A 14527-nucleotide genomic window follows, 5' to 3' on the forward strand; every position below is an offset into this window, starting at 1 on the left:
CCGAAGACTCGTGAGTGTTCAGACCGGTTAGAACCGTCATTGCCACTCACGACCGACCTGGACCTGGCCGTCGCCCTGCTGCGCGCGACGCCGACCCACGAGAACCGGTCCGAGGCGCAGTTGCGTGGTTGGGCTTCGATCGCACTGGCGTACGGCGACGAGCTGGCCGCTATGCCCGGCGACGAAGACGTCCGGATCGTCGAGCGCGACGGCGGTGTCCGCGACGGTGAGCTGCTGCTCGCCGAGTACCGCCGCGCCACCGTCACGCTGTACCGGGATGCGTTGTCCCGTATGGAAAAGCTGGCCGCGCGCAAGGGCTGGGACGTGACGCCCGAGTGCCTGCGCAAGGCCGCCGTGGCGCACGAGCTGGCGCACCACCGGCTCGACGTGCGGGAGCTGAACCGCCGGCTCGGGCACACCGCCGCGCGGCTCGGCCCGTTCCGCGTCCGGGGTCATGTGGCCGGCGCGGACGAGATCGTCGCGCACCGTTTCGCTCACTTACGCAGCGGCCTGGGCGTCAGCCCGCTGCGGCTCACCGCCGCGCTCGCCGAAGGGAACCGCTGATGGGTATCGCGATCCTGGCCCTGATGGCCGTCGGGGTGGTGCTGATGCTGACCCGGGTGCTGCCCACCGCGTTCGCGCTGGTGCTGCTGGCGCTCGGAATCGCGCTGCTGGCCGGGGCGCCGCTGTCCGGCGGCAAGAACGACATCCTCACCAGCGTGCTGCAGACCGGCTCCGCCGCGCTGGCCTCGACGATGATCGCGGTGCTGCTGGGCTCGTGGCTCGGCACGCTGATGGACGAGACGGGCATCGCCGCCACACTGGTGCGCAAGATCGTCGAGTTCGGCGGCGAGCGGCCTTCGATCGTGGCTCTGGGTGTGTTCGCGGTGTCGATCCTGTGCGGCAGTATCACCGGCTCCGCGCCGGCCGCGATGCTGGCCGGAGTGGTCGGCATCCCGGCGATGATCGCCGTCGGCGTCACGCCGGTGGTCGCGGGCGGCACGGTGCTGATGGGCATCTCCGCGGGCTCGCCGCTGGAGCTGCCGGTGTGGCAGTTCCTCTCCGACGCGCTCGGCGCCCCGGTCGGCGACGTCAAGGCGATCATGGTGAAGCTGTTCCCGATGGCGCTGGTCGTCGGCATCGCGTACGTGCTCATCGAGACCCGCCGCCGCGGCACCCGGCACGCCTGGGCGGTCCGCCTGGACCGGCCGAAGGCGCGGGTCCGCCGGGGCGACGCGCCGTGGTACGCGCTGATCACGCCGCTGGTGCCGATCGTGCTGGCGCTGGGCTTCGCGGTGCCGATCGTGCCGTCGCTGCTGGTCGGGATCGTTTACGCGCTGGTGACCACCACCAAGTGGGGCGAGCTGAACGGCCGCGCGCTGCGCTCGTTGTACAAGGCGTTCCATGTCGCCGCACCGCCGATCGTGCTGTTCATCGCGATCGGCATGCTGCTCGCCGCGGTGAAGCTGCCGGGCGCGAAGAGCGCGCTGACGCCGATCGTGTCCGCGATCAGCCCGGCGTCGGCCGTGTGGTTCGTGGTGGTGTTCGTGGTGCTGGTGCCGCTGTGCCTGTTCCGCGGCCCGCTCAACGTGTTCGGGCTCGGCGCCGGGGTCGCGGGCGTGCTGGTGACCGGCGGGATCTACCCGCTGTCCGCGGTGGTCGGGCTGATGGCCTCGTACAACCAGGTGTTCAGCGTGTCCGACCCGACCAGCACGCAGACCGTGTGGGCCGCGCAGTACTCCGGCGTCCGCCCGGAGAAGGCGATGATCTCGACGCTGCCCTACACCTGGGTCGTCGCGCTCGGCGGGATGGTGCTCACAGCGGTGCTGTACTTGTGAGTGCTGTACCTGTGAGCACCGCGTCCGACGGGGTGCGGCTCGAGTCGGCGTGGCACCCGGGCGGGCCGTCCGCGGTGGTGCTGGCGCACGGCATCACCGGCGATCTGACCGAGCAGGGTTTGTTCGTGACCCTGGCGGAAAAGCTTGTGGCGGCGGGGTTTTCGGTGCTGCGGTTCTCGTTTCGCGGGCACGGGGCGAGTGCGGGACGGCCTCGTGACATGACCGTGGCGGGGGAGTTGCTGGACTTGCGCGCCGCTGTTTCGGCTGCTGGGGTCGCTGGCGGTCCGGTGTCGGTGGTCGCGTCGAGTTTCGGCGCGGTGAGCACCACGCTCTCGCTCGCCACGCTGCCGGTGCGGTCGGTGGTGCTGTGGCAGCCGGTGCTGGACCTGCGGCGGACGTTCCTGGAGCCGGAGCTTCCGCGCGGGATCAAGCTGTACTCGGACCGTTCTTCGTTACGGGAGAAGGGTTTCCTCGACATCGAGGGCCGGTTCGAGCTGGGTGCGCCACTGTTCGAGGAGTTCACCCGGTTGGACCCGCGGGCCGCTTTCCTGGCTGCCGCCCAGCCCGCGCTGGTGATTCACGGCGACGCGGACGAGCACGTCTCACATGAAATCGCGCGCGCCACTGCGGCTGCCCGCCCCGGGACCGAGTGGCGGTCGGTTCCCGGTGCTGGACACGGTTTTCGCGGCCACGGCCCGGAAGTGATCGCGACGACGGTCACCTGGCTGGCCTCACGCGCCGGCTAGTGCTTTGCGCCCCAATGTGGCGTTCGGTGCGCTGGACGCACCGAACGCCACATTGGGTGCGTTCAACGCAACCAACGCCACATTGGGGCGCTCTGGCTTGGGGCGCGCCGGCTTCAGCCGACCTGCAGGTCGATGCAGGAGTAGAACGCGTTGGCCGTGTCGGCGATGTTCCACACGGCCAGCACGGTCTGCCGTCCGGTGTGGCCGCTGAGGTCCACCTGGTGCGAGACGGTCTCCGGCGGCTGCTGGTTGTGGCCGTCGAAGCTGGCCACCAGGTCGTTGCCGACGTAGTACTCGTAGCTGGCGGTGCTGTGCCGGGCGGTGAACGTCCAGGTGAACGTCGCCGTGGTGCCCACCGGGGTGGCCTGCCAGCCCTTGCTGTCGTCGTTGAGGTCGGCGAACTGGGCCAGGCCGCCGTTGCAGCTGTGCAGGCCCTTGGGGCCTTCGACGCTCTGGGGCTCGTAGGTGATCTGACCGCACGAGACCGTGTGCTGCGCGCACTGCGCCTGCCGGCTGGCGGGGGAGTTGACGTACCCGTGCGCACTCGCGATCCCGGCCGGACTGACCAGGACGAGCACCGGTGCGAGCACGGCGCCCGCTAGTGCGGGGAGAAGTTTCCGGTTCGCTTTCATACCAGCTCCTTCGGGGAAGGCTCGCTCCCCGCCACGGCGTTGTGGCACGGCGTTTCGGCAGGACAGACAACGGCACCGGGCCGGTTCGGTGGAGTGCCGGGGCGGGAAGGTGCTCGAGCGAAGGGGAATTTGTGGTCTAGACCATACGCCGTACGACCGGCAAAGGTCAACAGCTGGCAAAATACCCCCACTCGTTGGTAAGAAGCCAACCGGTGCCCGGGTCAGTCCTCCAGCAGGGTCCGCAGCGCCCGGCGGAACTGGCCGGCCGCGCTGGGGCTGAGCGCCGCGAGGAACGTCTTCTCGGCTTTCCGGTAGGCGACCGTCGCGGCGTCGTAGGTCGTCAGCCCTTGTTCGGTGAGCTCGACGACGTTCCGGCGCCGGTCGGCCGGATCCGGTTGCCGCCGGACGATGCCCTTGTCCTCGAGCGCGTCCAGCAGCGCGACCATCGTCGTGCGGTCGATGCCGAGCGTCTGCGCCACCTGCAGCTGGGACGCCGGCTCCCGGTGGGCCAGTACCCGCAGCGTCCCGAGGTCTTTGCCGTCGATGCCGAACGGGGCGAGCGCGGTGTCCGTCAGCGCCGTGAACTTCAGGTTGACGTGCTTGAGGAGGTAGCCCAGCACGTCGTGCGGGTCGGCGCCGGGGCTCGCTTCGGTGGACACGGGCGTCACTTTACGCTTAAGCTGATCGTCAGTAGTGCTGATGATCAGCGCTAAAACCAGATCGGCGACAACCCGGAAAGGCACGACATGATCCTCGTTACCGGGGGCCTCGGTTTCATCGGCTCCCACACCGTCCGCGCGCTCGCCGAGGCCGGGCAGGAGTGCGTCCTGCTCCAGCGCCGCGGCCCGCAGCTCCCGCCGCACCTGGCCGATTTGCCGGTGCACGTCGTCCAGGGCGACGTCGCCGACCTCGACGCGTTGCTCGCCGCCGGCAAGCAGTACCCGATCACCGGGATCGTCCACCTCGCCACCGCGCTGCCGTGGAAAACCACGGAGGCGGACCCGATCACCGACACCGGCCGGGCGCTCGAGGCGTTCCTCAACATCGTCCGCGCCGCGCAGACCCTGGGCGTGCGGCGCATCGTCACCGCGAGCACCATCGGCGTCTACCACGGCGCGGCCGAGGGGGCGCTCACCGAGGACCAGCCCCTCTCCTTCGACTACCTCCACGTGATCCCGACGTTCAAGAAGATCACCGAGCTGCTCGCCGGCCACCTCTCGCACGTGACCGACGTCGAGATCGTCAACGCCCGGATCTCCGGCACCTGGGGGCCCGGGGGACACCTGCCCGACCCGTTCTTCGCCGCCTCGGCGCTGGCGCTGGCCGCCGCCCGGCGAACCGCGCCCGATCTGTCCGGGCTCCTCGTGCCGCCGCACGCCGAGGACTCGCTCGACCTGCTCTACGTCAAGGACACCGGCCGCGCGCTGGCGCTCCTGCAACTCGCCGGCGAGCTGCGCCACTCGACGTACAACATCGCTTCCGGCCGTGCCACCAGCAATACCGACGTGCTCACCGCGATCGAGTCCGTCGAGCCCGGCTTCCACTTCGAGTTGCCCTCGGCCGGGCCGCGCCCGGTGAACTGGCTCGACATCACGCGGCTGCGCGAGGACACCGGATTCGAGCCCCGGTACGGCACCGCCGCCGCGGCCGCCGAGTACATCGCCTGGCTCTGCGCCGGAAACGAGCGGTGAAAGCTCACGCCCGCCCCGAAAGCAGCTCGAACGCCTGCCACATCCCGGCGTACCGGCCTTCGCGGGCGAGCAGCTCGTCGTGGCTGCCGGTTTCGGCGACGCGGCCGCGGTCGAGCACCACGATCCGGTCGGCGGTGCGGGCGGTCTGCAGGCGGTGCGCGATGACGATGGTGGTGCGGCCGTGCGCGAGGGTCTGCATGGCCGCGGCCACGCGGGCCTCCGCGGCGAGGTCGAGGTTGGACGTCGCCTCGTCCAGCAGCAGGATCGCCGGGTCGACGAGCTGGGCGCGGGCCAGCGCGAGCAACTGTCGCTGCCCGGCGGAAAGCGACCGGCCGCGTTCGGCGATCTCGTGCCGGTAGCCGCCGGACAGCGACGCGACGAAATCGTGCGCGCCGACCGTGCGGGCGGCCGCCTCCACCTCCGCGTCAGTGGCCTCGGCCCGGCCGTACGCGATGTTGTCGCGGACGGTGCCGGTGAACAGGAACGCCTCCTGCGGAACGTAACCCAGCTGGCCGCGGTAGCCGGCGAGGTCGAGTGAACGCAGGTCGTGCCCGTCGACCCGGACGACGCCGGCATCCGGGTCGTAGAACCGCGAAAGCAGCTTGATCACGGTGGACTTGCCCGCGCCGGTCTCGCCGACCAGCGCCACCGTCTCGCCCGCGGCGATGGTCAGATCGATCTCGCGCAACGCCTCCGGCGGCTTGGCCCCGGGGGCGAGCGAGCCCGCCATCAGCCGCGGGTCGGCCGGGCCCCGGCGTTCCCCGGTGGTCCGCGCGGGGGCGGTCGGGTAGGAGAACCGAACGTCGCTGAAGGTGATCTGCCCGTGCAACCGGCCCGGGTCGACCGGGTCGGCGGGCGGCGGAGTGAGTGTCTCCAATCGCATCAGCTCGGCGATGCGGTTGACCGAGATCCGCGTCTGCAGCCAGGAGTCGAACACCTGCGAGAGCTGCTGGATGGGGGAGAAGAACAGGTCGATGTAGAGGATGAACGCGATCAGCGCGCCCGCCGTCAAGTGTCCGGAGTGGATCATCCCGGCGCCGACGCCGAGCACGATCGCGTCGGCGCCCGCGGAGAGGAACTGCACGAACGGGAAGTACGTCGCGGCGAGCCGCTGGGCGGAGAACCGCGAGTCGAGGTAGTCGCGGCCGAGCCGGCGGAACCGGCGCACCGTCTCGTCTTCGTGCGCGAAGGCCTGCGATTCGCGGACACCGGAAAGGCTTTCCTGGAAGTCCGCGTTGACGATCGCGACGCGGTCGCGGGCCACGTCGTACAGCCGGGCCGCGCGGCGGCGGAAGATCACCGTCGCGATCGCCAGCGGGATCACCACGGCCAGCGTGCACAGGCCCAGCTCCGGGTTCACCACCACGAGCGTGACCCCGACCCCGCCGAAGGTGACCAGCGCGACCAGCGCCGAGAGCAGCCCGTTTTCGATCAGCGACTCGAACTGGTCGACGTCGGTGGTCATCCGGGTCATGATCCGGCCGGCCATCTCGCGCTCGTAGTAGTCGAGCGAAAGGCGTTGCAGCTGCGCCCAGATCCGGATCCGCAGCGACAGCATCACCCGCTGCGCGGTCCGGCCGGTCACGAAGGTCTCGGCGACCTCGTCCAGCAGCGCGGCGAGCGTGATCACCAGGAACAGCCCGGACGCGGTGAACAGCACCACCTGCGAGCCCTGCAGCACGCCGTCGTCGATGCCGGTCTTCACGAACACCGGACCGATCACGGAAGCGACGGCGTCGACGACCACCAGCAGCAGGCCGAGCAGCAGCGGCAGGCGGAACTGCCGCAGGATCGAGCCGAGCGAGAACCCGCGCTGCTGCTGGGATTCCTCGGCCAGATCGACGTCGGCGAAGTCGCGGATCGGCTTCAGCTCTTCGACGCGGGCGAGCAGGTCCGGCGTCGGCGGCAGCGCACTGCGCCAGCTGCCGCCCGCCGAGCCGCCCAGCCCGCTGCCGAGGCTCGGCGCGCGGGTGTTCGCGGTGGCCAGGCGCCCGCCGTTCCCTTGTGCCGCCGGGCTTTGCCACGCGGACTCGGTGATCGTGCTCAGCACTTCGATGCGGTCGCCGACCTTCTCCGCGGCCGCCTCGTCCAGCCCGGTCAGCAGGCTGCGGTAGAGCGCGCTGCGGGCCACCAGCTCCTCGTGGCTGCCCTGGTCGGCGACCACGCCGCCGTCCAGCACGACCACGCGGTCGGCCAGGTGCAGCGTCGAGCGGCGGTGCGCGACGAGCAGCGTGGTGCGCCCGGCCAGCACGGTGCGGAGCGAGGAGTTGATGGACTCCTCGGTGTTCGCGTCGACGGCGCTCGTGGCGTCGTCCAGCACCAGGATCCGCGGGTCGGTGAGGATCGCGCGGGCCAGCGCGATCCGCTGCCGTTGCCCGCCGGACAGCGAGAGCCCGCGTTCGCCGACCACCGTGTCGTAACCCTGGGCGAGGGCGGACACGAAACCGTGGGCCTCGGCCACTTCCGCCGCGGCGATGACCTCCTCGTCGGTGGCGCCGGGGCGGCCGTAGGCGATGTTGGCGCGGATGCTGTCGGAGAACAGGAAACTCTCCTCGAACACCACGCCGACCTGTGAACGCAGCGACTGGAGCTTCAGCGAACGGACGTCGTGGCCGTCCACCAGGACCGCGCCGGAAACCGGGTCGTGGAAGCGGGAGACGAGCATGGTCGCGGTGGTCTTGCCGCTGCCGCTCGGGCCGATCAGCGCGACGCGCTCGCCGGCGCCGATGTGGAGATCGAAGCCGCGCAGCACTTCCGCGTCACCGGAGTATCCGAAGTGGACGTTGTCGAAGCGGATCTCGCCGCGGGCCGGCGGCAGCTCCACCGCGTCCGGCGGGTCGGCGATGGCGGGCGGCAGGTCGAGCAGCTGGAAGATCCGCTCGACGCCGGCCCGGGCCTGCTGCCCGATCGACAGCACCGCGGCGAGCTGCCGCGCGGGCGCCATCATCTGCCCGACGTAGGTGGAGAAGGCCAGGAACGTGCCGAGGCTCAGCTCGTGGCGCAGCGCCAGCCAGCCGCCGAACACCAGGATCGCCACCTGCCCGAGCGACGGGATCGCTTGCAGCAGCGGCTGAAACCGCGCCTGCAGCCGGACCGCGCGCAGCTGCGTGCCGTAGAGATCGCCCGCGGTGTCCGCGACGCGCTTCAGCTCACGGTCTTCCTGGCCGAACGCCTTGACCACGCGGACGCCGTTCACGTCCTCGTCGACGATCTGCACCAGGTCGCCCTCACGCTGCTGCGCGGCCCAGGTCGCGGGGAAGATTCGCCGCCGCATCCGGTACGAGACGACCAGCAGCAGCGGCACGACCACCAGGCTGACCAGCGCGAGCAGCGGGGACAGGACCAGCATCACGCCGAGGGAAAGCAGGAGCAGCAGGATGTTCCCGCTCAGGATCGGCAGCAGCCCGAGCAGGCCCTGCACCAGTGCGGAGTCCGACGTCGCCCGCGCCACCAGCTGCCCGGTCGGCATCCGGTCGAGGTTCGCGAAGTCCATGCGCTGCAGGTGGGCGTGCATCTCGTTGCGCAGGTCGTACTGCACAGCCAGCGCCACCCGCCCGCCGCGGTAGCGCCGCTGGTACGCGAACATAAAGGCGGCCGCGGCGACCACGAGCAGCGCGACCAGCCACGGCCACAGCTCGGCGTTGTCGCTCAGGATCACCCCGTCGACGATCTGGCGCTCCAGCAGTGGCACCACGGTCTGGCACGCGCTGCCGAGCACGGCGGCGCCGAGCGCGATCACCAGCTCGCGCCGGTGCCGCAGCACGTAGCCGCCGAGCCGGCGCAGCCAGCGCGACTTTTCCGCCGGGGTGTCCGCTTTCGCGGTGATCTGGGAGGTTTCGGTGTCGGTGCTCACCGGGGCTGGGTCATCGGTGTGGTCCCTGCTTTCTCTGCCATGACTTCGTCGATCGCCGAGCCGAGCCACCCCAGCGCCTCCAGCAGCCGGTCTCCGTCCGGGGTGCGCGCGGCCAGGCCGGTGACGCGCTCGACCATCTCGGCCTCGGTCCGCGCGAGCAGCTCCTCGCCTGCCGGGGTGAGTGACAGCGCGGTCGCCCGCTGGTCGCCGTCGACGTCGCCGCGCACCAGGAGGCCGCGTTTCGTCAGCGCCTCCACAGCGGAGCTGATCGCCGGGCGCCCGAGTGCGAGCCGTTGCGCCACACGGGAAGCACGCTCGTCTCCCGAGGCGATGGCGGACAGCACGCGGTAGTGCGCCAGGTTCAGCTCGGCGGACGAGCGCTCCAGCACGCGCGAGGCGCGGGCCAGCGCCCGCACGGCCTGCACGGCCTTGGTCCCGGAGGGCGGGGTGATCGTCATGCCCTCGACGGTACCCCAGGATGGTTCGATCGTCGAACAAGTTTTCCGGGAGGGTGAAACCGAATCGAATTCGGTAGCCTGGCGTGCGCGCGGCGGTGTTGCCGTGTGGCAGAACGAGGTTCGGAGGTAGTACGGGCGATGAGCTTCAACCTGGCCACCATGCTGCGGGAGTCGGCGCTCGCCGAGCCGGGCAAGGACTTCCTGCGGTTCCCGACCGGCGCGCTCAGCTACGCCGAGGTCGACGAGGTGTCCGGCCGTGTCGCGGCGGCGCTGCGGGCGCGCGGCTACCGGCCGGGGGACAAGGTGGCGCTGCAGCTGCCGAACATCCCGGAATTCGTGTCCGCCTACTTCGGCATCCTCAAGGCCGGGCTGGTGCTGGTCCCGCTGAACCCGCTGCTCAAGGCCGGGGAGATCGCCTACCACCTGGCGGATTCGGACGCCCGGCTGCTGATCACCGGCGCGTTTTCCGCCGAAGAGGCCCGGACCGCGCTCGCCGAGGTGCCGGGGGTGGCCGCGGTGCTCGTCGGCGAGGTCGACGCGACCGGCTGGCCGGACGGCACCGGCGCGTTCGCCGAGCTGCTCGCCGCCGAGGGCGACGACGAGATCCACCCCGGCGCGGCCGACGACACCGCGGTGCTGCTCTACACCAGCGGGACCACCGGACGTCCGAAAGGCGCCGAGCTGTCCCATTTCTCGCTGTACATGACGTGCACCATCGGAGGCCAGACGTTCGGCACCGAGCCCGATGACGTGGTGCTCGCCGTGCTGCCGTTCTTCCACGTCTACGGCCTGTCCAGCATCCTCAACGGCGCCGCGCGGCACGGCCGGACCATCTCCGTCGTGCCGAGGTTCGAACCGAAGGCGGTGCTGGCGGCGATCGAGCGCGACCGCGTGACGATCATGGCCGGCGTGCCCACGATGTACCACGCGCTGGCCGCGGCCGACAGCTCCGGTTACGACACGTCCAGCCTGCGCATCGGCAGCTCCGGCGGGGCGGCGATCCCGGAGCAGGTGCTGCGCTCGTTCGAGGCGAAGTTCGGCATCCCGGTGCTGGAGGGCTACGGGCTTTCGGAGTCCTCGTCGACCGCGACCGTCAACCCGGGCGCGGACCGGCGCAAGCTGCTGTCCATCGGCAAGCCGATCTGGGGCGTGCAGCTGCGGATCGTCGACGAGGACGACCGCCCGCTGCCGCCCGGCGCGGAGCACGTCGGCGAGATCGTGCTGCGCGGGCACAACATCACCAAGGGTTACTACAAGCGCCCGGAGGAGACGGCGAAGGCGTTCCGCGGCGGCTGGTTCCACACCGGCGACCTCGGCTACGTCGACGAGGACGGGTTCGCGTTCGTCGTGGACCGCAAGAAGGACCTGGTGATCCGCGGCGGTTACAACGTCTACCCGCGTGAGGTCGAGGAGCTGCTCTACACGCACCCGGCCGTCGCGGAGGCCGCCGTGCTCGGCGAGCCCGACGACCGGCTGGGCGAGGAGGTCGTCGCGGTCGTCTCGCTGAAGCCCGGCGCCGTCGCCGAACCCGACGAGATCGTGGCCTGGGCGAAGGAACGTATCGCGGCGTACAAGTATCCGCGCCGGGTGCGGATCATCGACGAGCTGCCGAAGGGGCCGACGGGGAAGATCACGAAGCTGCTGCTGCGGGAGAAGTCTTGAGCGGTTAGGGCTGGTTCGCGCGCCGGCGGGCGCGGTAGGCGGCGGCCTTCATCTTGTTGCCGCAGGTGATCATGCTGCACCACTCGCGGCGGAACCCGCGGGAGCGGTCGAGGTAGACCTGGGTGCACTCGGGGCGGCCGCATTCCTTGAGCAGGCCGGCGTCGGAGCCGCCGAGGATTTCGACGCCGGCGCGCGCGATCGCGGACAGCGCCTGCTCGGTGGTGGCCGCGACCCGGCGGCCCTGGTGGGTGAGCCGGGGGACCACCGGCGGCCGGCTCGCCGCGCGGTTGACCACCGTGAGCGCCTCGTCCACATAGGACTGATGTCGGAGCCGGGCGGCGACCAGCGCGTAGATCGCCTCGCGCAGGCGCAACGCCGCCGCGAGGTCCCGGCTCGTCGAATCCGGGCGGAAGTCCGCCGTGCCGGATTCGACGAACCAGGCGTCCAGGCTGCTTGGTGAGCACAGTTTCTCCAGCGGGTCCGGGTTGCGCCGGGCGCGCAGCGTGCCGACGAAGTCCAGCGCCGGGTTCTCGCAGGGGAAGGCGTGCTCCATCGATTCAGGTTGGCAGGGGGTGAATCGGCGCGCAACAACCGTTCTGACCGGTTATGGTTTTCGCCAGTCTTTCCGTGTCATCCTGGGCCGGTGACCGCTCCTGATGACCCGGCTCCCGATGGCCCGGCTGCTGTGACCGGGCTGCGTCCGCGTGACTTCGTCGGTTATGGCCGGTACCCGCCGCAGGTGCGGTGGCCCGGCGGCGCGAAGGTCGTGGTGAACGTGGTCGTCAACTACGAGGAGGGCGCCGAATACTCGATCCCCGACGGTGACGGCCGCAACGACGGCTGGGGCGAGTACGCGTACGAGGTCAGCCCGGAGGTCCGCGACCTCGGCACCGAGACGCACTACGAGTTCGGCAGCCGGGTCGGGATCTGGCGGCTGGCGCGGATTTTCGACCGTTATGACGTTCCGGTGAGCGTCGGCGCGTGCGCGGTGGCGCTGGAGCGGAACCCGGCCGTGGCGGAGTGGATCCGCGAGCGCGGCCACGACGTCGTCGGCCATGGCTGGCGCTGGCTGGACTATTCCCGGATGTCCCTTCCGGACGAACGCGACCACCTGCGCCGCGCGATCGATTCGCTGGAGCGCACGATGGGCCAGCGTCCGCGGGGCTGGTACGTGCGGTCGTTCCCGAGCGAGCGGACGCTGGACCTGCTGGTGGAGGCGGGCGGCTTCCTGTACGACTCCGACCCGTGCAACGACGAGCTGCCGTACTTCACCGAGGCGGCCGGCCGTGAGCTGCTGATCGTGCCGTATTCCAAGGTGTACAACGACACCCGCTACCTGCTGAGCCCGACTTACGGCTCGCCCGCGCAGTTCTTCGAGAGCCTCCGCCTGGGCCTGGACTACTTGTGCGAGGAGGCCGACGACGGCGTCGGCGCCCGCATGATGACCGTCGGCCTGCACCCCCGCTGGAGCGGCCAGGCCAACCGCGCGGCGGCAATCCGTGACTTCATCGTGTACGCGGCGGAGAAGGAGGGCGTCCGCTTCATGCGGCGGCTGGATATTGCACAGTGGTGGCTGGATCATCACACGGAATGGACGTGACCCTTATGCGCAGCGACTTCAAGACGGTGCCGGTGGACGGTGGCTCCCTCGCCGTCGAGGTGGCGGAGTCCGATTCCGTGCCCGTGCTGGCGATCCACGGCGTGACGAGCAACTGCCGCCTGTGGAACTGGCTGCGCGCCTCGGCTCCGGACTTGTCACTGGTGATGCCGGACTTGCGCGGCCGGGCGGGGAGTTTCGGCGTGCGTGGCCGTTCTTCGCTGCGGCAACACGCGGAGGACATGGTGCGGGTGCTGGACGCGTTGGGCTTGGACGCGGTGGCCGTCTGCGGTATGTCGATGGGCGGTTTCGTGGCCGTCGAGCTGGCGACGGAGTGGCCGGACCGGGTGCGCGGGCTGGTTTTGGTGGACGGTGGGCTGCCGATGTCGGCGCCTGCGGGGCTTACTCCGGAGATGTTACCTGCTGCGTTCGCGCCCCAGCTGGGGCGGCTTGCTCGGTCGTTTGAGGGTGTTGACGAGTATTTGGCGTACTTCACGCGGAATAGTCCGCTGCTTGATCCTGCTGATCCGCTGCTGCGGGATAATCTTGCTCACGATTTGGTTGGCGGGCGAGTGCGGCTGAGTTCTGAAGCTGTGCTGTCGGATGCTGAGGATGTCTTTTTTGGCGAGTCCTCGTGGTTGGGCTTGGCTGGGCCGGTTGAGCTGGTGTGTGCTGAGTGGAGTGTTGGGCCGGATACTCCGCCTGCTTATCCGGATGGGGCTTTGGCCGGGTTCCGCTCTCAGCTGCCGACCCTCCGCGAGCCCCGGCGGATAGCAGGCACAGACCACGCGGCGACGATCATGACCCACGCTGGCGCCGCGGTGGTCGCCGACGCAATCCGCGATGTGATGGCTGACTAGCGTTTGGGCCGACGGATCCCGGGGCCGCATAGCGTGACACCCGGCCCGAGTTTGTCGGTACCTGTCACTACGACGTCTCGCTCAAGTTGAATGGTTATTTGCCGGTCGGTGAACGGAGTCGGATCGAGTTCGCCGCACGACCATGGTCGTAGCGACCATGGTCGTGCTAGCAAACAGCCTGGCCGATCAGTGCCCGACAGCGGCGCGCACGGTCTCCTTCAGCGAGCCCAGCGTGGCGATCACCGCGGTCGGCTCGTAGCCGCAGTGGGCCATGCAGTTGTCGCAGCGGGGATCCTTGCCGCGGCCGAACTTGTCCCAGTCGGTTTCCTCGATCAGCTCCTTGTAGGTCTTCGCGTAGCCGTCGTCGAGCAGGTAACACGGGCGCTGCCAGCCGAGCAGCGAGTAGGACGGGATGCCCCACGGCGTGCACTCCAGCTCCCGCTTGCCCTCGAGGAAGTCGAGGAACACGGGGGAGTGGTTGAGGCGCCAGCGTTTCCGGTTGCCGCCGCCGAACGCCTTGGCGAACAGCTCCCGCGTCGCCTGCACGCCGAGCCAGTGGTCCTGGTCCGGCGCCTTCTCGTAGGCGTACGCGGGGGAGATCTGCATGTTGTCCACGCCCAGCTCGTTCAGGTAATCGAGCACGCCGACCACGTCCTCGGCGGAGTCGCCGTCGAAGAAGGTCGTGTTCGTCATCACCCGGAACCCCTTCTCCTTGGCGAGCTTGATCGCGTCGACCGCGGCCTGGAAACCGCCGGCCTTGCGCACCGACTCGTCGTGGCGCTTCTCCAGCCCGTCGATGTGCACCATCCAGGCGAAGTTGTGGTGCGGCTTGAACTTGTGGATGTGCTTGGGCAGCAGCAGGGCGTTCGTGCAGAGGAAGACAATCTTGCGGCGGTCCAGCAGCTGCTGCACGATCTCGTCGATCTTCGGGTGCATCAGCGGCTCACCGCCCGCGATCGACACCATCGGCGCGCCGCTCTCCTCGATGGCGCCGACCGCCTGCTCCACCGGCATCCGCTGCTTGAGCAGCGTGTGCGGCTGCTCGATCTTGCCGCAGCCCGCGCATTTGAGGTTGCAGGCGAACAGCGGCTCCAGCTCGACCAGCAGCGGGAACTTCTCCTTCCGCAGGACCTTCTGCTTCATCAGGTAGCCGCCCAGCCGGACGGACTGACGCAACGGCATGGCCATCG

The 14527-nt window shown here is 70.0% G+C and carries 13 protein-coding genes; 7 read left to right on the forward strand and 6 right to left on the reverse strand.

All coding sequences use genetic code 11. From position 1 onward, the window contains the following. Positions 1–39: 39 nt before the first annotated feature. Genes OG371_RS33555 through OG371_RS33565 form a run of 3 tightly spaced genes read left to right on the forward strand, consistent with a single transcriptional unit; the run spans position 40 to position 2584 of the window. Entirely contained in the window at positions 40–564 is a 525-nt protein-coding gene (locus OG371_RS33555; RefSeq protein ID WP_329059664.1) for a hypothetical protein, read from the forward strand. Next, entirely contained in the window at positions 564–1838 is a 1275-nt protein-coding gene (locus OG371_RS33560) for a transporter (RefSeq protein ID WP_329059665.1), read from the forward strand. The genes OG371_RS33555 and OG371_RS33560 overlap by 1 nt, the downstream gene beginning before the upstream one ends. Positions 1839–1849: 11 nt before the next feature. Continuing rightward, a complete protein-coding gene (locus OG371_RS33565) occupies positions 1850–2584 on the forward strand; it encodes an alpha/beta hydrolase family protein (RefSeq protein WP_329059666.1) in 735 nt (244 codons plus the stop codon). 113 nt (positions 2585–2697) lie between these two features. Here OG371_RS33565 and OG371_RS33570 read toward each other — a convergent pair whose 3' ends face one another. Beyond that, positions 2698–3216: a lytic polysaccharide monooxygenase auxiliary activity family 9 protein gene (locus OG371_RS33570; protein WP_329059667.1), complete on the reverse strand. Its 519-nt coding sequence runs from the start codon at positions 3214–3216 to the stop codon at positions 2698–2700. A gap of 221 nt (positions 3217–3437) precedes the next feature. Then, positions 3438–3875, reverse strand: a complete 438-nt coding sequence (locus tag OG371_RS33575; protein WP_329059668.1) for a MarR family winged helix-turn-helix transcriptional regulator — start codon at positions 3873–3875, stop codon at positions 3438–3440. Between the two features lie 87 nt (positions 3876–3962). Between OG371_RS33575 and OG371_RS33580 the strand changes: the two genes are divergently transcribed. Continuing rightward, complete coding sequence (locus OG371_RS33580) at positions 3963–4907, forward strand: NAD-dependent epimerase/dehydratase family protein (protein WP_329059670.1); 945 nt, start codon at positions 3963–3965, stop codon at positions 4905–4907. Positions 4908–4911: 4 nt separating this feature from the next. Here the strand turns inward: OG371_RS33580 and OG371_RS33585 are convergent, their stop codons facing one another. Next, on the reverse strand, positions 4912–8760 hold the full coding sequence (locus OG371_RS33585; RefSeq protein ID WP_329059671.1) for an ABC transporter ATP-binding protein: 3849 nt from the start codon (positions 8758–8760) through the stop codon (positions 4912–4914). Beyond that, a complete protein-coding gene (locus tag OG371_RS33590; RefSeq protein ID WP_329059672.1) occupies positions 8757–9218 on the reverse strand; it encodes a MarR family winged helix-turn-helix transcriptional regulator in 462 nt (153 codons plus the stop codon). Before OG371_RS33590 ends, OG371_RS33585 begins: the two co-directional genes overlap by 4 nt. A 138-nt stretch (positions 9219–9356) precedes the next feature. On the opposite strand from OG371_RS33590, the gene OG371_RS33595 reads away from it, so the two are divergent. Continuing rightward, positions 9357–10880 (forward strand): long-chain-fatty-acid--CoA ligase, encoded by a 1524-nt coding sequence (locus tag OG371_RS33595; RefSeq protein ID WP_329059674.1) that lies wholly within the window; start codon positions 9357–9359, stop codon positions 10878–10880. Between the two features lie 4 nt (positions 10881–10884). On the opposite strand, the gene OG371_RS33600 is transcribed toward OG371_RS33595, so the two are convergent. Beyond that, positions 10885–11433 (reverse strand): CGNR zinc finger domain-containing protein, encoded by a 549-nt coding sequence (locus OG371_RS33600; RefSeq protein ID WP_329059675.1) that lies wholly within the window; start codon positions 11431–11433, stop codon positions 10885–10887. Positions 11434–11523: 90 nt separating this feature from the next. Between OG371_RS33600 and OG371_RS33605 the strand changes: the two genes are divergently transcribed. After that, on the forward strand, positions 11524–12480 hold the full coding sequence (locus OG371_RS33605) for a polysaccharide deacetylase family protein (RefSeq protein ID WP_329059676.1): 957 nt from the start codon (positions 11524–11526) through the stop codon (positions 12478–12480). Further along, complete coding sequence (locus tag OG371_RS33610; protein ID WP_329059677.1) at positions 12471–13337, forward strand: alpha/beta fold hydrolase; 867 nt, start codon at positions 12471–12473, stop codon at positions 13335–13337. The genes OG371_RS33605 and OG371_RS33610 overlap by 10 nt, the downstream gene beginning before the upstream one ends. A gap of 186 nt (positions 13338–13523) precedes the next feature. Here the strand turns inward: OG371_RS33610 and hpnH are convergent, their stop codons facing one another. Continuing rightward, positions 13524–14525, reverse strand: a complete 1002-nt coding sequence (gene hpnH / locus OG371_RS33615) for an adenosyl-hopene transferase HpnH (protein ID WP_328608557.1) — start codon at positions 14523–14525, stop codon at positions 13524–13526. Positions 14526–14527: the final 2 nt, after the last annotated feature.

It is taken from the genome of Amycolatopsis sp. NBC_01480, from assembly GCF_036227205.1.
Classification (GTDB): Bacteria; Actinomycetota; Actinomycetes; order Mycobacteriales; family Pseudonocardiaceae; genus Amycolatopsis.

Excerpts from the sequence above, each read along its gene's own strand:
- OG371_RS33560 (WP_329059665.1), top strand. The coding sequence starts at position 564 with ATGGGTATCGCGATCCTGGCCCTGATGGCCGTCGGGGTGGTGCTGATG.
- OG371_RS33570 (WP_329059667.1), bottom strand. The coding sequence starts at position 3,216 with ATGAAAGCGAACCGGAAACTTCTCCCCGCACTAGCGGGCGCCGTGCTC.
- OG371_RS33580 (WP_329059670.1), top strand. The coding sequence starts at position 3,963 with ATGATCCTCGTTACCGGGGGCCTCGGTTTCATCGGCTCCCACACCGTC.
- OG371_RS33590 (WP_329059672.1), bottom strand. The coding sequence starts at position 9,218 with ATGACGATCACCCCGCCCTCCGGGACCAAGGCCGTGCAGGCCGTGCGG.
- OG371_RS33595 (WP_329059674.1), top strand. The coding sequence starts at position 9,357 with ATGAGCTTCAACCTGGCCACCATGCTGCGGGAGTCGGCGCTCGCCGAG.
- OG371_RS33600 (WP_329059675.1), bottom strand. The coding sequence starts at position 11,433 with ATGGAGCACGCCTTCCCCTGCGAGAACCCGGCGCTGGACTTCGTCGGC.
- OG371_RS33610 (WP_329059677.1), top strand. The coding sequence starts at position 12,471 with ATGGACGTGACCCTTATGCGCAGCGACTTCAAGACGGTGCCGGTGGAC.
- hpnH (WP_328608557.1), bottom strand. The coding sequence starts at position 14,525 with ATGGCCATGCCGTTGCGTCAGTCCGTCCGGCTGGGCGGCTACCTGATG.